Source organism: Streptomyces sp. NPDC097129, from assembly GCF_055668065.1.
The window spans coordinates 1,023,970-1,048,608 of the sequence record NZ_JBVOQE010000002.1 but is presented as its reverse complement, the minus strand read 5'-3'; the positions used below and the strand labels follow the sequence as shown (position 1 = coordinate 1,048,608).

18 protein-coding genes are annotated in these 24,639 nt (G+C 71.6%); 14 read left to right on the top strand and 4 right to left on the bottom strand.

The window, feature by feature from the left end:
* Nucleotides 1-258: 258 nt before the first annotated feature.
* Both nrdR and AC0B9F_RS10330 read left to right on the top strand, forming a co-directional pair.
* Nucleotides 259-828: a transcriptional regulator NrdR gene (gene nrdR / locus AC0B9F_RS10335; protein WP_472000741.1), complete on the top strand. Its 570-nt coding sequence runs from the start codon at nt 259-261 to the stop codon at nt 826-828.
* 164 nt (nt 829-992) lie between these two features.
* On the top strand, nt 993-3,890 hold the full coding sequence (locus AC0B9F_RS10330) for a vitamin B12-dependent ribonucleotide reductase (RefSeq protein WP_472000739.1): 2,898 nt from the start codon (nt 993-995) through the stop codon (nt 3,888-3,890).
* 91 nt (nt 3,891-3,981) lie between these two features.
* Here the strand turns inward: AC0B9F_RS10330 and AC0B9F_RS10325 are convergent, their stop codons facing one another.
* Complete coding sequence (locus AC0B9F_RS10325) at nt 3,982-4,512, bottom strand: TerD family protein (RefSeq protein WP_472000737.1); 531 nt, start codon at nt 4,510-4,512, stop codon at nt 3,982-3,984.
* A gap of 155 nt (nt 4,513-4,667) precedes the next feature.
* Between AC0B9F_RS10325 and AC0B9F_RS10320 the strand changes: the two genes are divergently transcribed.
* The 5 genes from AC0B9F_RS10320 (at nt 4,668) to AC0B9F_RS10300 (ending at nt 8,569) form a co-directional block, all read left to right on the top strand.
* The gene (locus AC0B9F_RS10320; RefSeq protein WP_472000735.1) at nt 4,668-5,273 is read left to right on the top strand and encodes a YdbC family protein; all 606 of its coding nucleotides are present in this window, start codon (nt 4,668-4,670) and stop codon (nt 5,271-5,273) included.
* 134 nt (nt 5,274-5,407) lie between these two features.
* On the top strand, nt 5,408-6,067 hold the full coding sequence (locus tag AC0B9F_RS10315; RefSeq protein ID WP_472000733.1) for a histidine phosphatase family protein: 660 nt from the start codon (nt 5,408-5,410) through the stop codon (nt 6,065-6,067).
* Nucleotides 6,068-6,079: 12 nt separating this feature from the next.
* Complete coding sequence (locus AC0B9F_RS10310; protein WP_472000731.1) at nt 6,080-6,985, top strand: ADP-ribosylglycohydrolase family protein; 906 nt, start codon at nt 6,080-6,082, stop codon at nt 6,983-6,985.
* 196 nt (nt 6,986-7,181) lie between these two features.
* Nucleotides 7,182-7,883 carry a ribonuclease HII gene (locus tag AC0B9F_RS10305; protein WP_472000729.1) on the top strand — a complete coding sequence of 234 codons (702 nt, stop codon included), beginning with the start codon at nt 7,182-7,184 and terminating at the stop codon, nt 7,881-7,883.
* Nucleotides 7,884-7,951: 68 nt separating this feature from the next.
* Nucleotides 7,952-8,569 (top strand): hypothetical protein, encoded by a 618-nt coding sequence (locus AC0B9F_RS10300; protein ID WP_472000727.1) that lies wholly within the window; start codon nt 7,952-7,954, stop codon nt 8,567-8,569.
* A gap of 472 nt (nt 8,570-9,041) precedes the next feature.
* Here the strand turns inward: AC0B9F_RS10300 and AC0B9F_RS10295 are convergent, their stop codons facing one another.
* Together AC0B9F_RS10295 and AC0B9F_RS10290 are read right to left on the bottom strand one after the other, a co-directional pair.
* Nucleotides 9,042-9,662, bottom strand: a complete 621-nt coding sequence (locus AC0B9F_RS10295) for a hypothetical protein (RefSeq protein WP_472000725.1) — start codon at nt 9,660-9,662, stop codon at nt 9,042-9,044.
* A gap of 361 nt (nt 9,663-10,023) precedes the next feature.
* Nucleotides 10,024-12,189 (bottom strand): RecQ family ATP-dependent DNA helicase, encoded by a 2,166-nt coding sequence (locus AC0B9F_RS10290; RefSeq protein ID WP_472000723.1) that lies wholly within the window; start codon nt 12,187-12,189, stop codon nt 10,024-10,026.
* Nucleotides 12,190-12,429: 240 nt separating this feature from the next.
* On the opposite strand from AC0B9F_RS10290, the gene AC0B9F_RS10285 reads away from it, so the two are divergent.
* The 7 genes from AC0B9F_RS10285 (at nt 12,430) to AC0B9F_RS10255 (ending at nt 23,984) form a co-directional block, all read left to right on the top strand.
* Nucleotides 12,430-13,974: a DUF4192 domain-containing protein gene (locus AC0B9F_RS10285; protein ID WP_472000721.1), complete on the top strand. Its 1,545-nt coding sequence runs from the start codon at nt 12,430-12,432 to the stop codon at nt 13,972-13,974.
* A 767-nt stretch (nt 13,975-14,741) separates the two neighbouring features.
* Nucleotides 14,742-16,655, top strand: a complete 1,914-nt coding sequence (locus AC0B9F_RS10280) for a glycogen debranching N-terminal domain-containing protein (protein WP_472000918.1) — start codon at nt 14,742-14,744, stop codon at nt 16,653-16,655.
* Between the two features lie 300 nt (nt 16,656-16,955).
* Complete coding sequence (locus AC0B9F_RS10275; protein WP_472000718.1) at nt 16,956-17,714, top strand: NUDIX hydrolase; 759 nt, start codon at nt 16,956-16,958, stop codon at nt 17,712-17,714.
* A 154-nt stretch (nt 17,715-17,868) separates the two neighbouring features.
* Nucleotides 17,869-19,791, top strand: a complete 1,923-nt coding sequence (locus tag AC0B9F_RS10270) for an ABC transporter ATP-binding protein (RefSeq protein WP_472000916.1) — start codon at nt 17,869-17,871, stop codon at nt 19,789-19,791.
* Between the two features lie 164 nt (nt 19,792-19,955).
* On the top strand, nt 19,956-20,840 hold the full coding sequence (locus tag AC0B9F_RS10265) for a FadR/GntR family transcriptional regulator (protein ID WP_472000716.1): 885 nt from the start codon (nt 19,956-19,958) through the stop codon (nt 20,838-20,840).
* 606 nt (nt 20,841-21,446) lie between these two features.
* Entirely contained in the window at nt 21,447-22,994 is a 1,548-nt protein-coding gene (locus AC0B9F_RS10260; RefSeq protein WP_472000714.1) for an RNA polymerase sigma factor, read from the top strand.
* Nucleotides 22,995-23,129: 135 nt separating this feature from the next.
* Nucleotides 23,130-23,984: a S1 family peptidase gene (locus AC0B9F_RS10255; RefSeq protein ID WP_472000712.1), complete on the top strand. Its 855-nt coding sequence runs from the start codon at nt 23,130-23,132 to the stop codon at nt 23,982-23,984.
* Nucleotides 23,985-24,214: 230 nt separating this feature from the next.
* Here the strand turns inward: AC0B9F_RS10255 and AC0B9F_RS10250 are convergent, their stop codons facing one another.
* Nucleotides 24,215-24,445, bottom strand: a complete 231-nt coding sequence (locus AC0B9F_RS10250; RefSeq protein ID WP_472000710.1) for a DUF7455 domain-containing protein — start codon at nt 24,443-24,445, stop codon at nt 24,215-24,217.
* Nucleotides 24,446-24,639: the final 194 nt, after the last annotated feature.

The following is a 24,639-nucleotide window of genomic DNA, read 5'->3' as shown; positions in this document are numbered from 1 at the left end:
CGGCAAAGGCCGCCTCCCGGCGCAACATGCAGCCGCTTCCCGGCGCAATGCGCGCCCGCTTCCCGGCGCGACACGCGCGCGTGGTGTGGATGTATGAGCCAATCCCCACATCTAGTGGTTGGATGGCTACAGCAGCCCACAAGTTGTGGTCCCCCTGGTCTCCGAGCCCGCAGCGATCGCCTATGCTTGGGGCTGCTTCGCGGGGCTCATGAGGTCCGGCGAGGCCAATGAGTCTGCTGTGAGGAGGGTTGGGAGTTCATGCACTGCCCCTTCTGCAGGCACCCCGACAGCCGTGTCGTCGACAGCCGTACGACCGACGACGGCACGTCCATCCGCAGGCGCCGTCAGTGCCCTGACTGCTCCCGTCGTTTCACGACGGTGGAGACGTGCTCCCTGATGGTGGTCAAGCGGTCCGGAGTCACCGAGCCCTTCAGCCGCACCAAGGTCATCAACGGTGTGCGCAAGGCGTGCCAGGGACGGCCTGTCACCGAGGACGCCCTCGCCCAGCTCGGCCAGCGGGTCGAGGAAGCCGTGCGGGCGACCGGGAGCGCCGAGCTGACCACCCACGACGTGGGTCTGGCCATACTCGGCCCGTTGCAGGAGCTCGACCTCGTCGCCTATCTGCGGTTCGCCTCGGTCTACCGGGCGTTCGAATCGCTCGAGGACTTCGACGCCGCCATCGCGGAGCTCAGGGAACAGACGGGACGCCCCGCCGCGGTCGACGACGACCGCGAAGGCGACGCAGGCGCCGGCGCGGGGAGCCAAGAGAACGAACGCGGGTCCTCGGGGGCGGTCCAGGTCCCCGAACCCGCCGGCACCGCCGACTGACCGACGGGCCGGACACGGGCGCAAGCCCCGGGTCCGGTCGGCGGCGGCGATGCGAAGACCTGTTGCGGGCGGCAGCGAGAGGGTGCCCGCGACACCAGACAGAACACCGTGCCACGGGAACATCGGGGCACTTCAGGGCGTTTTTGCCCGTACAGGGAGGCGGCATGACAGAGACGGCGAGCGGTCCGGCACGAGGTTCCCGAGCAAAGGGCGCCAAGGGCACCAAGGGCCTGCGGATCGAGCGCATCCACACCACCCCGGGCGTGCACCCGTACGACGAGGTGGCGTGGGAGCGCCGTGACGTCGTCATGACCAACTGGCGCGACGGCTCGGTCAACTTCGAGCAGCGTGGCGTCGAGTTCCCCGGCTTCTGGTCGGTGAACGCGGTCAACATCGTCACCAGCAAGTACTTCCGGGGTGCCGTCGGCACCCCGCAGCGTGAGACCAGCCTCAAGCAGCTGATCGACCGCATCGTGAAGACGTATCGCAAGGCCGGCGAGGACCACGAGTACTTCGCCTCGCCCGCCGACGCCGAGATCTTCGAGCACGAGCTGGCCTACGCCCTGCTGCACCAGATCTTCAGCTTCAACAGCCCCGTCTGGTTCAACGTCGGCACCAAGCAGCCCCAGCAGGTCTCGGCCTGCTTCATCCTGTCCGTCGACGACTCCATGGAGTCGATCCTCGACTGGTACAAGGAAGAGGGCATGATCTTCAAGGGCGGCTCCGGCGCCGGCCTGAACCTCTCCCGCATCCGCTCCTCCAAGGAGCTGCTGTCCTCCGGCGGCAACGCCTCCGGCCCGGTCTCCTTCATGCGCGGCGCCGACGCCTCCGCCGGCACCATCAAGTCCGGTGGCGCCACCCGCCGCGCCGCCAAGATGGTCGTGCTCGACGTCGATCACCCCGACATCGAGGACTTCATCGAGACCAAGGTCAAGGAAGAGGAGAAGATCCGCGTCCTGCGCGACGCGGGCTTCGACATGGACCTGGGCGGCGACGACATCACGTCCGTCCAGTACCAGAACGCCAACAACTCCGTCCGCGTGAACGACGAGTTCATGACGGCCGTGCAGAACGGCGGCAAGTTCGGCCTGCGCGCCCGCATGACCGGTGAGGTCATCGAGGAGGTCGACGCCAAGTCGCTCTTCCGCAAGATCGCCGAGGCCGCTTGGGCCTGCGCCGACCCGGGCATCCAGTACGACGACACCATCAACACCTGGCACACCTGCCCCGAGTCCGGCCGGATCACCGCGTCGAACCCGTGCAGCGAGTACATGCACCTGGACAACACGTCCTGCAACCTCGCCTCGCTGAACCTGATGAAGTTCCTGAAGGACGACGGCAAGGGCAACCAGTCCTTCGAGACCGAGCGCTTCCAGAAGGTCGTCGAGCTCGTCATCACCGCGATGGACATCTCCATCTGCTTCGCGGACTTCCCGACCCAGAAGATCGGCGAGAACACGCGCGCGTTCCGCCAGCTCGGCATCGGCTACGCCAACCTCGGCGCCCTGCTGATGGCCACCGGCCACGCCTACGACTCCGACGGCGGCCGCTCCCTCGCCGGTTCCATCACCTCCCTGATGACCGGTACGGCCTACCGCCGCTCCGCCGAGCTGGCCGCGGTCGTCGGCCCGTACGACGGCTACGCCCGCAACGCCGACGCCCACAAGCGCGTCATGAAGCAGCACGCCGACGCCAACGGCACCGCCGTCCGCATGGACGACCTGGACACCCCGGTGTGGGCCGCCGCCACGGAGGCCTGGCAGGACGTCGTCCGCCTCGGCGAGAAGAACGGTTTCCGTAACGCCCAGGCGTCCGTCCTCGCCCCGACCGGCACCATCGGTCTGGCGATGTCCTGCGACACCACCGGTGTCGAGCCCGACCTGGCGCTCGTGAAGTTCAAGAAGCTGGTCGGCGGCGGCTCCATGCAGATCGTCAACGGCACCGTCCCGCAGGCCCTGCGCCGCCTGGGCTACCAGGAGGAGCAGATCGAGGCGATCGTCGCCCACATCGCCGAGAACGGCAATGTGATCGACGCCCCCGGTCTCAAGCCGGAGCACTACGAGGTGTTCGACTGCGCCATGGGCGAGCGCGCCATCTCCCCGATGGGCCACGTCCGCATGATGGCCGCGATCCAGCCGTGGATCTCCGGCGCCATCTCCAAGACGGTCAACATGCCGGAGACGGCGACCGTCGAGGAGGTCGAGGAGATCTACTTCGAGGCCTGGAAGCTCGGCGTCAAGGCGCTCGCGATCTACCGCGACAACTGCAAGGTCGGCCAGCCGCTCTCCGCCAAGACCAAGGACAAGTCCGCGACCGACGCCGTCACGGAGAAGGCCGAAGCGACCATCCGCGAGACGGTCGAGAAGGTCATCGAGTACCGGCCCGTGCGCAAGCGCCTGCCCAAGGGCCGCCCCGGGATCACCACGTCCTTCACGGTCGGCGGCGCCGAGGGCTACATGACCGCCAACTCCTACCCGGACGACGGTCTCGGCGAGGTCTTCCTGAAGATGTCCAAGCAGGGCTCCACCCTCGCGGGCATGATGGACGCCTTCTCCATCGCCGTCTCCGTCGGTCTGCAGTACGGCGTGCCGCTGGAGACGTACGTCTCGAAGTTCACCAACATGCGCTTCGAGCCGGCCGGCATGACGGACGACCCGGACGTGCGGATGGCGCAGTCGATCGTCGATTACATCTTCCGCCGCCTGGCGCTGGACTTCCTGCCCTTCGAGACCCGCTCCGCCCTCGGCATCCACTCCGCCGAGGAGCGTCAGCGCCACCTGGAGACCGGCTCCTACGAGCCGTCCGAGGACGAGGTGGACGTCGAGGGCCTGGCCCAGTCGGCGCCGCGCGCGCAGGAGCTGAAGGCCGTGGCCACGCCGCAGTCGGACGCCGCTGCGACCAAGGCCGCCCCGCAGCAGGCTCACACCAACGCGGAACTGGTGGAGATGCAACTGGGCATCCAGGCCGACGCCCCGCTGTGCTTCTCCTGCGGTACGAAGATGCAGCGGGCCGGTTCCTGCTACATCTGCGAGGGCTGCGGCTCGACCAGCGGCTGCAGCTGAGGTGAGCGCCCTCCGGGCGCGCATCGACTGAGCGGGGCGGTGGAACCGGATGTCCGGTTCCACCGCCCCGCGGTTCTTCGCGCCATCGCGTTCAGGACGGCCGGTTCCGCCCCATCACCCTCGCGAAGTCCGCCGGATCCTCGAAACCGTGGACGCCCGGACGGAACTCCCACTCGCCGGAGGTGTCGCGGACGAACTCCGCGACGGTCGCCGCCGTGGCCCCGAGTACCTCGCCGAAGTCGCTCAGGAAGAGATCCGTGTATCCCTCGCGGATCCGCAGACCCGGATTGAGCACCCCGATGAAGGTCCGGTGCGCCGACCGCTGCTGGATGACCGCGCCGACGACCACGCGCGCGTACCGGTCGTCGAGCCGGTCCAGCTCGAGCGTCATGACCTCGTCCCAGCCGAAGCCCCGGCCGTCCCTGCTGTCGCGGTCGAGATAGATCGTGCCGTCGGGGGAGCGGCTGTCGAAGTGGACGACATAGGCCGGATCGCCGTACGGCTCGGCCGCCGTGTACGTCCCGGCGACCAGGTCCAGGTCGACCGGTGGCTGCCCCGCCGGACTCGGATCCCATCTCAGCGCGACCTCGACCTTGCGGATTCCCTTGCTGAGGCCGTTCACGGACTCCCCCTTCCCGACTGTGCAACCGCCCTTGTCCCGAACTGCCCGCCGGGCAGGGCCGATTGTCCATCCTGCCACGCGCGCGTGCCTCCTCGTACGAGCACAGTCGGCCGGACAGTGACCCCTGCCACGTTTCCTGGCCTTACGATGGCGCGGTGCTGGTCAAGTGGATTCGCTGCACCGTGGTGGACCGCCGCGGCTTCGAGCGGGGGCAGCGGAAATGGGCGGGGCTGCTGGGGGAACCGGGCTTCAGGGGGCAGGGTGGTGGCTGGAGCCGTAAACGCCCGGAGGTGGCGAACCTCTTCGCCTTCTGGGAGAGCCGCGCCTTCTACGACTCCTTCATGGCCCGCTCCCACGACCGGCTGGCCGCCGCGCAGGCCGGCACCTTCAAGGACGCGCAGGTCCGGCTGTTCGACTACCGCTTCGACGTGAAGACCGGGTTCGAGCCCCGTTTCACCGACGCCGACCTGATCCGGGCGGCTCTGTGCCGGGTCCACGAGGAGCGCGTCGAGCACTACACGCTGATGCAGGAGAAGGTCTGGAACCCCGCGATGGCCGGATCTCCCGGCATGATCCGCGGGCTGTTCGCTCAGGCCCCGGGGCACGAGTTCCTGGTCCTGTCGATGTGGCGCTCGGCCGCTGAACACGGCAAGTACCGCACCGAGCGGGTGGAACGCCTCGCCCTGCGCGCCCAGACAGAAGCGGACATCGCCTCGCTGTCGGGCGAGATCGTGGAGCTGGAGCCCACCTGGACCGTGTGACCCGCCGGCGCCTGCTCGCGTGTCCCCCTCGCGCGTGCTCGCGCATGACCCGCCGCCGCCCGTTCAGTGTGACCTACGCCGGACGGGCCCGGTCCGATTACCCGCTCGGGCGGCACCCCCTCTAGGGTTTCGGCATGGCACGACCACGGCGCATCGTCCTTGTCCGGCACGGTGAGTCAACCGGCAACGTTGATGACACCGTGTACGAACGCGAACCCGACCACGCCCTCGCCCTCACCGAGCGGGGCTGGCAGCAGGCCGCGGAGACCGGCAAGGGGCTGCGCGAACTCTTCGGCCAGGAGCAGATCAGCGTCTACGTGTCCCCCTATCGCCGTACGCACGAGACCCTGCGCGCCTCCCACCTCGATCCGGAGCTGATACGGGTGCGGGAGGAGCCCCGCCTGCGCGAGCAGGACTGGGGGAACTGGCAGGACCGCGACGACGTCCGCCTCCAGAAGGCCTACCGGGACGCCTACGGCCACTTCTTCTACCGCTTCGCCCAGGGGGAGAGCGGCGCCGATGTCTACGACCGGGTCGGCGGCTTCCTGGAGAGCCTGTTCCGCAGCTTCGAAGCCCCGGACCACCCGCCGAACGTGCTGATCGTGACCCACGGCCTGGCCATGCGTCTGTTCTGTATGCGCTGGTTCCACTGGACCGTCGCCGAGTTCGAGTCGCTGTCCAATCCCGGGAACGGCGAGACGCGGATGCTCGTTCTCGGTGACGACGGCAAGTACACGCTCGACCGGCCCTTCGACCGGTGGCGAGATCCGGAACCCTACGGGATCACCGGATAGAGTGGCAGGGCGATGACCGCTGATTCCTCTCTCGACGGCCGCCTGGTCCGCGCCCTGACCAGCCTGCGCGGACTGGCGGTGGGGGACGCGCTGGGCTCCCAGTACTTCGTCCCCGCGAACTACCCGCTGCTCAAGAACCGGGAGCTGCCGCCGGGCCCGTGGCAGTGGACCGACGACACCGAGATGGCCTGCTCGGTGGTCGCCGTCCTCGCCGCCCACCAGCGCATCGACCAGGACGCCCTGGCCCGTTCCTTCGCCGAGCACCACGACTTCGACCGCGGATACGGCCCTGCCGTCAACCGTCTGCTGCGGCTGATCCGCGAGGGCGGCGACTGGCGTGAGCTGTCCGCGGCGCTCTTCAAGGGGCAGGGCTCCTGGGGCAACGGCGCCGCGATGCGGATCGCGCCGCTGGGCGCCTGGTACGCCGACGATCCCGAGCAGGCCACCCACCAGGCCGAGATCTCCGCGTACCCGACGCACCAGCACCGCGAGGCCGTGGTCGGCGCCATGGCCGTGGCCGCGGCTGCCTCACTGGCCGCTGCTCCGGGCGGTCCCCCGACCGCCGAAGCGCTACTGGACGGGGTGGTCGCGCTCGTGCCCAGGAGCGCGGTCGGGCAGGGCCTGCGACGTGCGCGGGACATGCTGGACTACGGCGACGCCGCGACCGTCGCCGCGGTGCTGGGCTGTGGCCGGCGCACGAGCGCCCATGACACCGTTCCCTTCGCGCTCTGGTCGGCCGCTCGGCACCTCGGCGACTTCGAGGAAGCGTTCTGGACCACCGCCCAGGTGGGCGGCGACGTGGACACCACCTGCGCCATCGTGGGCGGGGTTCTGGCCGCCGGGAAGGCCGGCGGGCCGCCTGCGGCCTGGGTGGAGCGGACGGAGACGCTGCCGGACTGGGTGCCGGTTTCCTTGTGAGGTTTCCCGCCTCGCACCGCGAGCGGTGATTCACGAATGCGATCCGATGCAGGGCGACCGCTTCCACACGGTGATCGTCGAGGGAACGGTCCAGCCGATGCGAGCCGCGGACGCGCCGGCGCACCAGGGGGACTTGTCGCCGGGAGGGGGACCGGGGTGTCGCTCGAGGATCACGGCGGCGTACGCTAAGTGCGCCATGCCGTACGAAGCACCTACTCACACCGTCGAGCGCTCCCTGCGCGCCACGACCGGAGCGAAGGTCATCGCCGGTGTCGACGAGGTGGGGCGCGGCGCCTGGGCCGGTCCCGTCACCGTCTGCGCGGCGGTCACCGGACTGCGCCGGCCCCCCGAGGGGCTCACCGACTCCAAACTGCTCACCGTCAAACGACGCAACCAGCTCTCGGAGACACTGCAGCAGTGGGTGACGGCGTACGCCCTGGGGCACGCCAGCCCCGAGGAGATCGACGACCGAGGGATGACGGCCGCGCTCCGGCTCGCCGCGGGTCGGGCCCTGGACGCCCTGCCCGTTCGTCCCGACGCGGTGATCCTCGACGGGAAGCACGACTACCTCGGCACACCGTGGCAGGTCCGCACGGTGATCAAGGGGGACCGTTCGTGCGTGGCGGTCGCGGCGGCCTCGGTCATCGCCAAGGTCCAGCGCGACAAAATGATGGCCGAACTGGGCTTCGAGCATGCACACTTCGGTTTTGCGGACAACGCCGGGTATCCCTCGCCCGTGCACAAGGCCGCGCTGGCCGAGTGGGGGCCCACCCCCCACCACCGGCTGTCGTGGGCGTATCTTGATGCGCTGCCCCAGTGGCGGCACCTCAAGAAGGCCCGCAGCTGGGCGGACGGAAGCGTTCCGGAGATCGAGGGCCAGCTCGGCTTCGATTTCTGACCGTTTCGCTCGCACTCATGTGCCACCCGTTCACGTGAGCCGCACCAACGTTTGATAAATAAAAGCCCATGCCTCTCATTCCCGAGGAGCCTCAGATTCACGAGAGTGCCCAGGGTCCCCGCGCCACTCCGGCCAGTGGCCGCACCGCGCCGACCCCTCGCCCCGTACCCGGTCCCCGCCCCGCGGCTCCGGCCCGTCCCGGCCGTCCTGGCCCCCTCCGGCCCGCGCCGCCGGTGCAGCGCACGCCCCGCGAGGCCGTTCCGGCCCAGCCGGCGCCGGCCGCGGCCGCCCCGGCGGCCCCGCAGATCCAGCTCATCCCGGCTTCGGCCGAGGGTGCCCTCGACGCCGCCGAGGAGGCCGTGGACCTGCTGCTCGACTCCGGTCGCGCTCCCAGCGACGTGCTGGTGATCACCACCGGTGAGCAGCACCCGTGGGCCACCCACGAGCTGTCCTTCGGCGAGACGTCGTACTGGGCGCAGCACGACGCGCGCGACGACGTCTTCTACGCCGACGCCGCCCTGGTCGGCCGTGCTGCCTCCCGGCCGGTGGTCGTCGTCGCGTTCAACGGAGGAACCGACGCCGCTGCCGCGACCGCGCTGTCCATCGCCCACGGCAAGGCCGGCGCCCTGCTGATCGTCTGCGGCGACCCGCAGAAGATCAACGCGGTGCTGGGCGCGGGAGTCTGACGGACAGGACCGGCCCCCCGTGACGGGCAGGACCGGCACCCCCGCGTGACGGGCAGGACCGGCACCCCCCCCGTGACGGGCAGGACCGAACGGGTTCAGCTCGCGTGACGGGTGAGGTCGGACGGGTCGGTGACGGGCGGTTGCCGGACAGGGGCCTTGCGAGCCACGCCGCCTCGGGTGTGCGCCGTATCCGCTGGGTGACAGCGGCTGCGGCCGCTCGCGTGGCGGGGCTGTTTCCGGGTCCGGGCCGGCTGCCTCAGTAAGTGGCTGTGGCTGGCCGGGGTCGGCGCAGGAGCCCGGCCAGGGGAGCGGGTGTGGCCCGGGCCGTGCGCGCCTGGCCCCTGAGGCCGAGTGCTGAGGCGGGTCATTGGCCTGCCGTGGGGCCATGGGCCTGCCGTGGTCGACGGCCTCACGGGGGCCGCGGTGGCACCGGTTCGGCCGGGCGGTCGGCCCTGTGGTCGGCCCAGTCGGGTCAGCGGGCCGCTGCCCGGCGCAGGATCTCCGAGGCGACGCCGCCCGTGCGGGGCAGCTGAGGCGGTGCCTCGGCCGTCGCGAAGGGCTCCGGCGCCGAGGAGGCGTGCGGGCGGCGCCCGCCGCGCCCTTCGCCGAGGACCTGCCAGCCGTCGCGAGTCAGGGTGATGTAGGCCCCGCAGCGCAGTCCGTGCAAGGTGCAGGCGTCTCGCAGGCCCCACATCCACGCGCCGTCCTCCTCCGTCCACCGTGCGTCGCCCTCACGGCAGTACAGCAGCACGGCGGTCCGCACCGGAGTGCGGCGCCGCAGATCGTGCGGGATCACCCGGCGCAGCTGGGACAGGAGCGCGTTGCGGAACTGCCAGCCGTCCGCCGGTGCCGGGCGGCGGGTGAAGGAGGCGCTCGCCCGCAGCCGTTCGTCGGGGTCGAGAACGGCCACGATCGCGGTCGAGGGCCCGGGCTGGTGCCGGGCGTGCAGTCCGCTGACGACTTCTCTGGGGTTGCGCAGCAGGGGAATTCCCGCGGCGGCCCACTCGGCGGGTTCGAGCAGACGAGCGGTGGACGCGGCGGACGCGGACGTCGACAAGGACGCCGCCGAGGACGGAGCGAATCCGAAGGTCACGTTCCTCCCTTCGGCTACGCGCCCACACTGCGGGCGAGTCGGATTCGGGGGAGCCCACACCGCAGCAGAGCTCTGCCGGGCCACGGGCGGGCCGCGCGGGGAGCGGACTTCAATTCTTCCTGTCGAACTGGGATGCGGCAACGAGCAATTGGGGCCACAGACCGGTATGAGCTGGCGTGAGGCTTATATCTCGGCAATGTATTTCTTCCCCTGTTCCCGGCCGCTGATGCACCGCCACGGCCCGGGCGGAAGGCGCCACGGAGAGTGAGACACGGGCGCGTCAGCGACCGCGCCGGCGGCCTGGCACGGCGGGCGGGCCACCGCAACGGGCCGCCTCGCCTCTCCGCGCCGAGCCGGTGGGTCAGCCCTGCACCGCCAGGACGAGCGGCAGCACCCTGGGCGCCCCGGCCCGTCGGAGAAGCCGGGCGGCGACCGCCAGTGTCCAGCCCGTTTCGGTGAAGTCGTCCACGAGAAGGACCGGGCCCTGGGCCTCTCCCAGAGCGGCGGCCAGCGCCGGCGGCACCGTGAGTGTGCCTGTGAGGGCCTTGAGGCGCTGGGCGCTGTTGCTGCGCGCGACCGGATCGGCATCGGGTGCGTACTCGACCGACCCCAGCAGCGGCAGCCGTCCGATGTCCGCGATGCGCGCGCCGAGTGAACCGATCAGCTGCGGTCGGCTGCGCGAGGCGAGCGTGACCACACCGACCGGGCGGGGCGGGGCGTCCGCCGCTCCCGAGGCCCAGCCGCCCGGTCCCTTCGCCCAGTCGGCCAGCACGCCGACCACGGCCTTCGCCACATCGTCCGGAACCGGCCCGTCAGGCGTCTGCGGTGCCAGCAGCGGCCGCAGCCGGTTGCCCCAGCCGATGTCCGACAAACGCCCCAAAGCCCGCCCCTGACCCGCCTGTTCCCCGGCCGGAATACGCCCCTTGAGCTCGATGCCGATCGCCGGCAGGCCCGTCGGCCACATGCGCCGCGGCTCGACCTCGATACCGGCCCGGCCGAGGTCCACGCGCGCCGCGTCCACCGCGGACGCCGAGGTGTCGGCCGTGAAACGGGAACCCGCGCAGTTGTCGCAGCGACCGCACGGCTTGGCGCCCTCGTCGTCCAGTTGCCGCTGCAGATACTCCATGCGGCAGCCCGTCGTCGACGCGTACTCGCGCATCGCCTGCTGCTCCGCCTTGCGCTGCCGCGCGACCCAGGCGTAGCGCTCCGCGTCGTACGTCCACGGCTGCCCGGTCGCGACCCAGCCGCCCTTGACCCGCTTCACCGCCCCGTCCACGTCGAGGACCTTCAGCATGGTCTCCAGCCGCGAGCGGCGCAGCTCCACCAAGGGTTCCAGCGCCGGAAGGGACATCGGCCCCTCGGTGCGGGCGAGGACGTCGAGCGTGCGTCGCACCAGGTCCTCCGAGGGGAAGGCGAGCGAGGCGAAGTACTCCCAGATCGCCTCGTCCTCCTTCCCCGGCAGGAGCAGCACCTCGGCGTGCTCCACCCCGCGTCCGGCGCGGCCGACCTGCTGGTAGTAGGCGATCGGTGAGGAGGGCGAACCGAGGTGGACGACGAAGCCGAGATCGGGCTTGTCGAACCCCATGCCGAGCGCGGAGGTGGCGACCAGAGCCTTCACCTTGTTGCCGAGCAGGTCGTCCTCGGCCTGCTGGCGCTCGGCGTTCTCGGTCCGTCCGGTGTACGACGCGACGGTGTGACCGCGTTGCCGCAGGAAGGCGGTGACCTCCTCGGCGGCGGCCACGGTGAGCGTGTAGATGATCCCGGAGCCCGGCAGATCGTCGAGATGGTCGGCGAGCCAGGCCATGCGGTGCGCGGCGTCCGGGAGCCGCAGCACGCCCAGCGTCAGGCTGTCCCGGTCCAGCGGACCGCGCAGCACCAGGGCGTCGGAGGCGTCGCCGGTGCCGAGCTGTTCGGCGACATCGGCGGTCACCCGGGCGTTGGCGGTGGCCGTGGTCGCCAGCACCGGCACTCCCGCGGGCAGATCCGCGAGCATGGTCCGCAGCCGCCGGTAGTCCGGCCGGAAGTCGTGCCCCCAGTCGGAGATGCAGTGTGCCTCGTCCACGACGAGGAGGCCGGTGGCGGCCGCCAGGGCGGGCAGGACCTGGTCGCGGAAGTCGGGGTTGTTCAGCCGCTCCGGGCTGACCAGGAGCACATCCACCTCACCGTCCGCGATCTCGGCCTGGACGGTCGCCCACTCCTCGGTGTTGGCCGAGTTGATCGTGCGGGCGTGGATGCCGGCCCGGGCCGCCGCATCCACCTGGTTGCGCATCAGCGCGAGCAGCGGGGAGACGATGACCGTGGGCCCGCTGCCCTGGGCCCGCAGCAGCGAGGTCGCCACGAAGTAGACCGCGGACTTTCCCCAGCCCGTGCGCTGCACGACCAGGGCACGGCGTCTGTCCGCGACGAGCGCCTCGATCGCCCGCCACTGGTCCTCGCGCAGGCGCGCCGCGCCGGTGGGATCCCCGACGAGGCGGGCGAGGACCGCGTCGGCGGCCGTCCGGAGTTCCGCGTTGCTCGTGTGCTCCATGCCTCCATCCAACAGGACGCCACTGACAATCCGGGCGGCGACGGTCGGTGGCTCGCTCACGACCGCCGCCTCGTCCGGGCCTGGTTTCGGCCTGATCTCGGCCTCGCCTGGGCCTCGCCTGGGTCTTGGCGGGGTAGGGGCGGGGATCGGCACGGCGGTCGGGGGCCTGGTTGACGCGTCCCTGACCGGACTTATCCACAGCCCCAACCGGAATATCGAAATCCGCGAGATCGTCTCGGCATGACGAACCACAGCGAAACCACAGGATCCTTCGAAAACGACGCCTTCCGCCACCTTGTCGGCCCGTTCGGACCCGACGACCGCCCCGCACACCAGGTGACCCTGCGTACCCCCGCCGAACTGGCCGACGCCCTGCCCTACGTCCTCGGCTACCGCCCCGAGGACAGCATCGTCCTGGTCGCCCTGTACGACCACGGCGGACGCGGCCGGTTCGGCGGCCGGGCCCGGCTCGGCATCCCTCGCAACGCCGAGGACTGGCCCACTGTCGCCCGCGAGCTGACCCGGGGCCTGATCACCGGAAGCCGCCGCCGGGGCGCCCCGCCCGAGCAGATCGTCGCCTACCTCTGCCAGGAGCCCGGGCCGGGCGAGACCGGCCGGCAGGTCATGGAACGGCTGCAGCCGCTCGCTCACAAACTCCGCACCGAGTGCGGATCGCTCGACGTACCGGTCATCGAGGCGTTGTGCGTCTCGGACGGCCGCTGCTGGTCGTACGTCTGTGAACGCGAGGCATGCTGTCCTCCCGAAGGCACCCCGATGGGACTGCCCGGCACCTCCGTGCTCGCCGCCGCGGCCGCCTACGCGGGCGTGCGGGTACGCGGCACCCTGCGCGAACTGCGGGAACGCCTGCTGCCCTGGGAGACGGCCGCCGCCCTCGAACAAGAGGTGGCCCTGGACACCGCCGGCATGGCGCTGGTCCCCAGGATCATCGACGGCGCAGGCAGCGAGGTCGCCCTGGAGACGGTCACGCTGGCCGAACGGATCATGCGGCGTCTGTCGGAAGCGACACCGCTGCCCGACGCCGCGGCAGCGGACCGGCGCGACGACGAACTGCTGGACCACGACGAAGCCGCGGCCCTCATCCTCGGCCTGCAGGACCGCACGACACGCGACCGGCTGGCCGAGTGGATGGAGGGCGACGAAGCCGGCCCCGCACTGCGCCTGTGGCGCGCACTCGCCCGCCGATGCGTCGGTCCCTACGGCGAGCACGCCGCGGCGCCCCTCACCCTTGCCGGCTGGGTCGCCTGGTCGACGGGCGACGAGATCGAAGCCCGCGAAGCCCTCGCCATGGCGCTCGGCGCAGACCCGGCGTACGTCTTCGCACGCCTCCTGCACCAGGCCGTCAACGAAGGACTGGACCCCGAGTCGGTGCGGCGTTGCCTGCGCGCGGAGCGGGATGAACGCACGCGTGCCACGAGCTCACCGGAGCGTGCCGATGCCGTGGCAGGCAGCCAAGAGGCCACGGACCGGCAGTGCGCCGACGAACCGTCCGCGACACCCGACCCCGGCACGGCCGACGCCGCCAACGCAGATGCGGACGCGGCCCAGCCTCTCGCCGGCACCGGGCCGAAGGTACCGGCCAGGTCCGGCGCCGCCGAGCGACGACGGCGCCCTGGAAGCGGACGCGTGCGCGCGGGAACCCGCCCGCGGTCCGCACGGCCGGCCGGTACACGTCCACGCGCCGCGGGCAGGACGAGCGGCCGACCGGAAGGCGCCGCTGGGGAAGGCGCCCTGCAGACCGGCGCGGACGCCGAGGGGGAAGGGTGAGCGCGCCGCTGCTCGGTGGCCAGGGGCAACGCACCGGTGCGGACGGCGGCGGCGCCGGGCGCGAACCCCGGGCGAGCCGTGGTGCGACGGGGCGTCGATCGACGGGCGGTCCGCTGCGAGCAGTCCTCGATCGCATGCGTCACCTCCGCCGTGCCTCAGAGCCACTCAAGTGCGGGCGTGACCCCGGAGAGCCCAGCTCCGTTCACCTGAGTGGCGGAACACCAGGACCCGGTGCGTGGCCGCACCGAACCCGCTCCGTCGCAGCCCGCCATCCGGCGCCGACCACGCCCGAGACGCACCGCGCGCAGAAGAGCCAACGCATGCAGCAGCCCACGCCGCCGTCCGCGGCCTCGCCGGACACACCCACGGCCCCTTTGTCCCGGTCGCCTGGCAGCCCGCACCCGACACGGCCCCCTCTGCCCAGGGCCTCCACGACCGCCCCGCAGCCGCACCCACATCCAGCCACGCCACCGCACGCCACCCCGCCTGGGACGCCCGGTGCCGCCACGGCGGTCACACCGCCGGCCACGCCCCGTGCCGCCGCGACCACCGCATCCGCCGCACCGGGCACCCGCGGCAGTACCGCCACCACCGCATCCGCGACGCTGGGCACCCGCGGCAGTACCGCGACCACTGCATCCGCCGCACCGGGCACCCGCGGCAGTACCGCGACCGCCGTGTCACCCACCTCCCGTGACGCCGCGCTGCCCGCCCGTTCGTCCGCTCCCCGGCGGCTGGTCGATCTCCCGCCCGTCCACACCAGCCTGATCTGCGTCGCTCTGCCGGGGCTCGCCATCTCTCAGGACGGGCAGCTCTCGGGCAAAGGACTGGACGGCATCTACCGCGCCGGCCGGCGTCTGCTCGCCCGCTGCCAGGTCCGGGTGGCCGGCCGCGAACCGCTCCCCGTGCAGGCACGGATGACCTCCGCCGACCGAGCCCGCTTCGTGGCCACACTGCGCGCCTCCCCGCACAGCGGTCCGGACCCGGACGTCGTGGTCGAACGGATCCGCTCCGCCGACGGCACCGAGCGGATCACCCTGCACAGCACCGCTCCGCGCCCCCTGCGGCTCCCACTCGAAGTGGCCCTCGGCACCGACCTGGCAGACCTCGCCGCCATTGCCTCCGGCGACGCCGGCCCCGAACTGCCCGCCACGGTCCACGACTGCGGTCTGCGCTGGACCTCGCCCGCCGGTACCTGCTCGGTCAGCGCCGACCCGCCGCCCACCGACGCGCTGGCCTCGGCCGGACTGCTGCGCTGGGACCTGGAACTGCGCCCGGGGGAGACCGCGACCGTGGAACTGCGCGTCCGGCCGGACGGCGCGGGACCCGTCCGCGCCGCCGGCCGTACGGCGACGAGCCCGCTCGCATCGGCACACGCCGGAGGCGACGACCCACGAGCACCAGCGCTGCTGCGCACGAGCGTGGAAGACCTGCAAGCCCTTCTGCTCAGAGACCCCGCGCACCCGGGCGACACCTACCTCGCGGCCGGCGCCCCCTGGCGCTGCGGCCTCGCCCCCGCCGAAGCACTTGCCGCGGCCCGCATGGCCCTCCCCCTGGGCACCGGGCTCGCCGCGGGCACACTGCGCGTCCTCGCCCGCACTCAAGTCACCGGCGCCGGACCGCGGTACGGGATGATCCCAGGCCCGCGCAGGGACGCGGGCCCTCATCTGCCACCGAGCTGTACCGGCACGGAAGCGACGCTGCTCTTCCCCGTCCTCCTGGCGGAAGCCCGTCGATGGGGGCTGCCGGACCAGCAGACGGACCAGCTGCTGCCCGCAGCCGAACGCTGCCTGGCCTGGCTGCGAGCCACCGTGCGTGACCGTACCTATCTGTGCGATCCGCAGCGGGGAGGCCCGGCCCGCTGTGAGACGCAGGCGCATGCCCACCGCGCGGCGCTGCTCGGAGCCGACCTGCTCGACACCTGTGGCAGGCCCGGTGCCGACGAACTGCGGCACTGGGCGAAGGCGCTTCGGACAGCGTTCCGGGAGGAGTTCTGGGCGGACGCCCCAGGTGGCGGACGTCCGGCCGCTGCCCGCGCCCACGACGGCCGGCTCGTCACACACCTCGGGGCGGGCGCGGCCCACCTCCTCGACACAGGCCTGCTCGGCGGGGGAGAGCAGGCGCCGGGGCTGCTGGACCGCGTGCAGACCGAACAACTCGCCCGACTGCTCGGCAGCCCCGCGCTGGACTCGGGCTGGGGACTGCGCGGACTCTCGGCGAAGGACGCCGGCTACAACCCGTTCGGCCACCGCAGCGGCGCCGTGCGGGTCCACGAGACAGCGGTGGCCGTCGCCGGACTGACCGCGGCCGGCTACGAGAAGGAGGCGTCCTCGCTGCTGCGCGGACTCCTCGCGGCGTCGGAAGCCTTCGGGCACCGGCTGCCCGAGATGTACGGCGGCGAGCAGCGCGCCGAGGGCAGACTCCCGCTCCCGCATCCAGCCGCCTGCCGCCCCGCCGCGACCGCAGCTGCCGCAGGGGTGCTGCTGCTGACCACGCTCGCCGGCATCCGCCCCGACGCCGCAGCCGGAACCGTGACCCTGCGCCCCATGCCGAGTGCCCCGCTCGGCGAGCTCGTCCTGACGGGCCTCAGAGTGGCCGGCGCCCCGTTTTCCATACGGGTCAGCAGACTCGGCCTCGCCATGGTCGAGGAGGCCGCCGAGGGACTCCAACTGGGCTCCTGACCACCTCGGCACTCGCCCGGCCTGTCCCGAACCTCATACGGTCGGCATGGGACCTGATCCGGCCTGCCCCGGACCTGATCCCGTCCTCCTGCGGCCGTCCCATGACCTCGCCCGGCAGCGATCACACTTCCGCGCACGGCCATCCTGACCTCGACAGACCGGCCAGAATCCGGTACGGACGGAGCGGAGTGGAAGGGAGCTCGACGCACAGTGCGGCGCACGGCGAACGGAAGTGGATCAGTGGGCGATGCGACCGACGAAGGGCGTGTTTATCGTCAGGCAGACGACTATGATCGCCGCATGCCCTACGACCCGTCAGCCTTTCCGCCCTTCGCCGTCACCGTGGACCTGGTCGTGCTGACCGTGCGCCGCCATGCTCTGTGCGCGCTGGCGGTCCGCAGGGGCGAGGCACCGTTCAAGGGACGCTGGGCGCTCCCCGGCGGCTTCGTACGGGCCGACGAGGACCTGGCGCAGGCCGCAGCGCGCGAGCTGGCCGAGGAGACGGGACTGCGTGTCCACGACCCCTCGGCGCCCGTCCAGGACAACGGCGCGCACCTGGAGCAGCTCGCCACCTACGGCGACCCCAAGCGCGACCCGCGGATGCGCGTCGTGAGCGTCGCCCACCTGGCGCTGGCCCCCGATCTTCCCGCGCCCCGCGCGGGCGGTGACGCCAGCAACGCACGCTGGGCCCCGGTCGAGGAACTGCTGCAGCAGGGTGGTTACGGCCGCGACGAGGAGCCGGTCGCCCCCCTCGCCTTCGACCACGCGCAGATCCTCGGGGACGGTGTCGAGCGGGCCCGTTCCAAGATCGAGTACTCCTCGCTGGCCACGGCGTTCTGCCCGCCCGAGTTCACGGTCGGCGAGCTGCGCCGCGTGTACGAGGCGGTGTGGGGCGTCGCGCTCGACCCGCGCAACTTCCACCGCAAGGTGACCGGCACCCCGGGCTTCCTGGTCCCCACGGGCGGGACCACCACGCGGCAGGGCGGCCGCCCGGCCCAGCTCTTCCGCGCGGGCGGCGCCACCCTCCTCAACCCGCCGATGCTGCGCCCCGAGGTCTGACAACCCCCCTACGGCAGACCCTGCTCCAGGGGGCACGCGCTGTCCCACCGGCCACGCCCGCTCGGGGGCTCACGCGGTGCCGTACGGAGGTGACCAGGGCACGAACGCGCCCGTGATGCCCGAAAAACCCGAAATGGCGCGCTATCTTGCTGCGGTGATCCAGGCCTTCGGACTGACCAGCAATCCGCGCAAGGACCTTCCCCCCGCCCTCGACGACGTCTCCTTCGAGGCACACGCGGGCCGCGTCACCACGCTGCTGGGCGCAGCCGGCGCGGGCAAGACCACGGCGCTGAGACTGATGCTCGAACTCCAACAGGGCCGTGGCATCACCTACTTCAGAGGACGCCCGCTCCACCGCATCGCCCACCCGTCCCGCGAGGTCGGAGTGGTGCTGGGCGATGTCCCCGGACATCCCGCCCGCTCGGTCCGCGGCCATCTGCGCATGCTGTGCGCCGCGGCCGGCGTCCCGGTGCGCCGGGCCGACGAAGTCCTCGAGGCCGTAGGACTCATCAGCCTTCGCGAAGAACGCCTGGGCACCCTCTCGCGCGGCATGGACCGTCGGCTCGGACTGGCCTGTGCCCTGCTCGCCGACCCGCACACCCTCGTCCTCGACGATCCCACCGACGGACTGTCCGTCCGGGAGAGCCGCTGGCTGCACGGCATGCTGCGCGCGCACGCAGACCAGGGCGGCACCGTCCTGCTCACCACGACCGATCCCAAGGAGGCCGCCCGCACGGCCGACCGCGTCGTCACCCTGGAAGGGGGCAGACTCGTCGCCGACCAGGAGGCCGTGGCCTTCTCCCGGACCCGGCTGCGGCCCCGGGTCGCCGTGCGCAGCCCGCACGCTCCCCGCCTGGCGGCCCTGCTCGCCAAGGAGGCCCGCACCGGCCGGCGCTCCGTGGAAGTCGTGCCCGAAGCGGGAAACCACCTGTCCGTGTACGGCAGCACCTGCGCCGAGGTCGGAGAGATCGCCTACCGCTACGGCATCCTCGTCCACCAACTCGCCGACGAGGTCGGCGACATGGGCCCCGGGGCGACCGACCAGCCCTGCGGCGAGGCCGAAAACGCAGCCGCAGCCGCAGCCTCAGGGGAGCTCGAGCAGGCGTATGGCGGAGAAGGCGCGGCGGAAGATGTCCCTGCGGAAAACGGCGAGACGCCGGAGGAATCCGCCCCGCACGCCCTTGAGGAGCCGGAGCCGGAGCCGGACGGTGACGCCGGGGACGGCAGCGGCGACCGCGGCAGTCGGGATGTCCCCGGGGCCCGGACCCCCCTCCCTCCCCTCCCGCCCCCCATCTCCGTCCGCGCCGCGCCCAGCCCGCTGCGTCCGCTCCGCTACGAGGTGCGGCGCGCCACGGGTATCAGCACCGGTTTCGTCACCTGCGCCGCCGTGCTGATCACCTCCGCTCTCACTGCCGTGATCCTGGCTCGCATCGGGCACACTCCGCAGCACCGGCTGCTCGCCGCCTGGCCGCAGGAGCTGCCCTGGCCGCCCGCGGCGCTCGGGGCCGGGCTGCTGGGCGCGCTCGCGTTCGGTGACGAGTTCCGCCACCCCGCTCTGGCGGCGGACCGCGGCACCGTGCCCCGCCGGCTGGGGCTGCTCACGGCCAAGCTCCTGGTTTCCGCGGCCACGGCGCTGATGCTGGCTTTTCTGTCCGTGGGCTGCGATGCCGAAGTGCTGTACCTGTTCTACGGGCGGGAGCTCACGGAAGTTCCCGGGGACTGGCTTGTGATGTCCGCGAGTTGGGCCGGACTCGTCGTCGGGTGCGCGTGGGCCGGCGTTCTGGCCGCCGGTGTGTTCCGGTCCACGACGGCCGGGCTGGCCGCCGTGGTCGCCGTACCGATCGTCGTCGTACCCCTCGTACACCAGGCCGTTGCTGGGGCATCCGTGCGAGAGGCCGCCGGGCTGTCCGCGCGGATGCGCGAGGTGTTTCTCGTGCAGTGGCCCTTCGGCGGAGAGCGCTATCTGCTCGCCACCGTGCGCTTGGTCGTGCAACCTGTCGGAGGTGCGCTGATGTTGTCACTCACGGCTCTGCTCTGCGCATATGTGCTCACGAACCTGCGCAGCCGGGTCCGGTGAAGACCGTCCCTGCCCTCCCCTGCACGCCTTGTGCACAACTCCCCCGAGGGAAGCTCATTTCTTTCCGATAAGGCGTCAATTGCGACGGGGTGAGCGATCACCCTTTCGTGTGCTTTTCACCAAAGCCCTCAAGGGAGTTGAGGGCAGCGCCGAGAAAGGAATCCGTGAGTACCCTTGCGCACACCATGATGACCGCCGCCCGCTCCGCAGACTCCGGCCTCGCCGGCCCGGGCGAACTCGACCGCTACCCCTACGCCGAGGCCCCCGCCGACCGCGTCGGCGCACCCGTGTGGGAAGGAGCGGACCCCGAGCTGGGCCGGGTGGGCCGGCGGGCCGGGGGCAACCGCGGCCGCGGGCTGCACGGCCAACTCGTCCAGCAGCTGGGACAGATGATCGTCTCCGGTGACCTGGGAGCCGACCGTCCGCTGGTCCCCGAGGAGATCGGCCAGCGCTTCGAGGTCTCCCGCACCGTCGTGCGCGAGTCGCTCCGCGTGCTGGAGGCCAAGGGACTGGTCAGCGCCCGCCCGAACGTGGGCACGCGCGTGCGGCCCGTGAGCGACTGGAACCTTCTCGATCCGGACATCATCGAATGGCGTGCGTTCGGGCCGCAGCGCGACGACCAGCGTCGTGAGCTGAACGAGCTGCGGTGGACGATCGAGCCACTGGCCGCTCGCCTCGCGGCGGGGCACGGACGTGAGGACGTCCAGCAGCGGCTGGGCGACATGGTCGAGATCATGGGGCACGCCCTGGCGCAGGGCGACGCGCTGACCTTCGCCCGTGCCGATGCCGAGTTCCACAGCCTGCTCATCCAGATCGCGGGCAACCGCATGCTCGAGCACCTTTCGGGGATCGTCTCCGCTGCGCTCCAGGTCTCCGGCGCTCCCGTCACCGGGTGTGACCGGCCGAACGAGGCGTCCCTCGCGCTGCACGGCAGGATCGCCGACGCCCTCGCCGCCGCGGACGGCACCGCGGCCGAGACGGCCATGCGGCAACTGCTCACCGTCCACCCCGAGGTGGAGCGCGTGGTCCCCGCACCGCGCGAACACTGACCCCCTCCCGCGGACGGCACGGCCGGGGTATGCCGCCCCCCTCCTGCGGCATACCCCGGCCGGCCACCGCCCCGCCGGACCCCGCGGCCTCCGCGCGATGCCCCGGGGTCCGGCGACCGGGCCGCGCGAGCCGGGCCGTACGGCGGAAGCGGCAGAGCGGCAGAGCGGCAGAGCGGCCGACCGGCCTGAAGCGGTGCCCGCGGCCACCGGTCGGCCGCGAGCGAGACTGCGGCCGGCAGCCGGCCAGGGCGGTGCCGGCGGTCACCGATCGGCACGGGCGGTGCGGGTGACGGGATCGTGAACCCGTGCCGAACGGGGATTCGACGCTCCCCTCACGGGTACAGGTGACCATGTGTGCCCGTGTCTGGCCGCTTTTGAGCGCTTACGGGGTGTGACTCGGGCCACGAAGATTGGGCGTAACGCTCGTGGGAACCACGCGATGACCTAAGAGGTGACAGCCGCGGAGGGAATACGGACGCCGTTCATGGCGCTGTGCATCTTCCCGGCGCCCGCCCGCGCCGTCGGCCCATCCCCAAGCCGGTGGTCGGCTCCTGTCCGCAGTGGACGGGGCCGGAAGCCGTTTTCCAACGTTCCGAGAGGTTGTTCGTGTCGGCCAGCACATCCCGTACGCTCCCGCCGGAGATTGCCGAGTCCGTCTCTGTCATGGCGCTCATCGAGCGGGGAAAGGCTGAGGGGCAGATCGCCGGCGACGATGTGCGTCGGGCCTTCGAAGCTGACCAGATCCCGGCCACTCAGTGGAAGAACGTACTGCGCAGCCTCAACCAGATCCTCGAGGAAGAGGGTGTGACGCTGATGGTCAGTGCCGCAGAGCCCAAGCGCACCCGAAAGAGCGTCGCAGCGAAGACCCCGGCCAAGCGCACCGCCAGCAGGACGGTCGCGGCGAAGGCGGTGACCACCCGCAAGGCCACCGCCACGACCGCGGCTGCCCCGGCGGCACCGGCCGACCCCGCAGCCGATCCCGCCGAGGACGCCGCGACCGAGAACACGGCCGCGGCGAAGAAGGCCGCCCCCGCCAAGAAGGCGGCGGCGAAGAAGGCCGCGCCCGCCAAGAAGACGGCGGCCAAGAAGACGGCCGCCAAGAAGGACGACGCCGAGGTCCTCGAGGACGAGGTCATCGAGGAAGCCAAGGTGGGCGACGAGCCCGAGGGCACCGAGAGCGCCGGCTTCGTCCTCTCCGACGAGGACGAGGACGACGCGCCCGCGCAGCAGGTCGCCGCGGCCGGCGCCACCGCCGACCCGGTCAAGGACTACCTCAAGCAGATCGGCAAGGTCCCCCTGCTCAACGCCGAGCAGGAGGTCGAGCTCGCCAAGCGCATCGAGGCGGGTCTGTTCGCCGAGGACAAGCTGGCCAACTCCGACAAGCTCGCCCCGAAGCTCAAGCGCGAGCTGGAGATCATCGCCGAGGACGGCCGCCGCGCCAAGAACCACCTGCTGGAGGCCAACCTCCGTCTGGTGGTCTCCCTGGCCAAGCGCTACACCGGCCGCGGCATGCTCTTCCTGGACCTGATCCAGGAGGGCAACCTCGGTCTGATCCGCGCGGTCGAGAAGTTCGACTACACCAAGGGCTACAAGTTCTCCACGTACGCCACCTGGTGGATCCGTCAGGCGATCACCCGCGCGATGGCCGACCAGGCCCGCACCATCCGCATCCCGGTGCACATGGTCGAGGTCATCAACAAGCTCGCGCGCGTGCAGCGCCAGATGCTCCAGGACCTGGGCCGCGAGCCCACCCCGGAGGAGCTGGCCAAGGAACTCGACATGACCCCGGAGAAGGTCATCGAGGTCCAGAAGTACGGCCGCGAGCCCATCTCCCTGCACACCCCGCTGGGTGAGGACGGCGACAGCGAGTTCGGCGACCTCATCGAGGACTCCGAGGCCGTCGTCCCCGCCGACGCCGTCAGCTTCACGCTCCTGCAGGAGCAGCTGCACTCCGTCCTGGACACCCTGTCCGAACGCGAGGCAGGCGTCGTCTCCATGCGGTTCGGTCTCACCGACGGTCAGCCGAAGACCCTCGACGAGATCGGCAAGGTCTACGGCGTGACGCGTGAGCGCATCCGCCAGATCGAGTCCAAGACCATGTCGAAGCTGCGCCACCCGTCCCGTTCCCAGGTGCTGCGCGACTACCTCGACTAGGTCGCGGTCGTACGACGCACAAGGCCCGGTCTCCCGCGAGGGGGGCCGGGCCTTCTGCATGGTCCAGCGGGTGCGGGGCGCCCCGAGCTGGATCACTCTGGGTGTTCCATGGCGAACCCCGAGTAAGGAGTGTGCATGCGTCGTTCCCTAGCCCGCGCGTTGATCCGGCCGCTGGTCCTTGCGGCCGCCGCAGGGGCCATACCGCTGCTGTCCACCGCCCCCGCGTCCGCTGGCAGTGTGGTGGTCGGGGGCTTCCCCGTGGATGTCGCACAGAGCCCCTGGACGGTGGCGCTGTCCAGCCGTGACCGGTTCGGGGGTACGCGGGCCGGACAGTTCTGCGGAGGCGTGGCGATCGGCCGCACCACCGTGCTCACAGCCGCCCACTGTCTCGGTGAGGACGTCCTGGGCGGACCGCCGGAGCGGCTGCGGGACTTCAAGGTCATCGCCGGGCGCAGCAACCTGCTGTCGGACCAGGGCAAGGAGATCCCCGTCCGTCGCACCTGGGTGAACCCGGCCTACGACGCCGGCAACAACGCCGGCGACTTCGCGATCCTCACCCTGTCCCGGGCCCTGCCCAGCAGCACCGTCATCGCCATGGCCCGCGACGGCGACCCCGCCTACGCGCCCGGCACGCGTGCCCTGGTCTACGGCTGGGGTGACGTCACGGGGGCGGGAGACTACGCCGCCAGTCTGCGGGCCGCGCCCGTGCGTGTCCTGTCGGACGCGCTCTGTGAACAGGCCTATCCGGGCAGCGGCGACGGAACGTACAACGCCGAAAGTATGGTGTGCGCCGGCGAGCGGTCCGGCGGCAGGGACGCCTGCCAGGGCGACAGCGGAGGCCCGCTGGTCGCCGAGGGGCGGTTGATCGGCCTCGTGTCGTGGGGGAGTGGTTGCGGACGGGCAGGCAGCCCGGGCGTCTACACGCGCGTGTCGGACGTCGTCCGCACGCTCAGCCGTGGCGACGGCTCCGAGGAGCCGGGCAGGTCCTGAGGGGTCCTGACGGCCCCTGTGCGGCGCCTCACAGCCCCGGATGCGGCTCACGGGACCTGATGGGGTCCTCACGGGACCTGACCGGGTCCCCGGTCCTCTGGCGCGGATCTGGGGCGCCGAACCGATGTACTACGCCTTGTACCGCGACGAGAGCGGGCGGCCGCCCCCTTTCGGGGACGACCGCCCGTCGCCGGCCTGTGCCGGACCTGGCTCGTCGTGGTCGCGCAGGATCAGCCCTCTTCTTCGGAGGCTGCCGCCGGAACGGAGGTCAGCCGCTCCGTCTCGTCCTGTATCTCAGCGGCGATCTTCTTGAGTTCCGGCTCGAACTTGCGACCGTGGTGGGCGCAGAAGAGCAGTTCTCCGCCACTCAGCAGGACGACGCGCAGATACGCCTGGGCGCCGCAGCGGTCGCAGCGATCAGCGGCCGTCAGCGGGCTCGCGGAAGTCAGAACAGTAGTCACGTCGCCTCTTCTCTAGCTCGACGAGCTGTCGTACCAGGGTCAACATCCAACCAGCCCCAAAACGTTCCCGCTCGCGGCTTTTCCTCGAAAAAAATCTCCGAGGCGGCTGGCTGCTGCCGGGTTGGCGGCGAATGTGCCGTATTGCGTGTCTGTCGTGTCCTACGGTTTCGCTCTGTCGGTCATGGTTCCGCCCT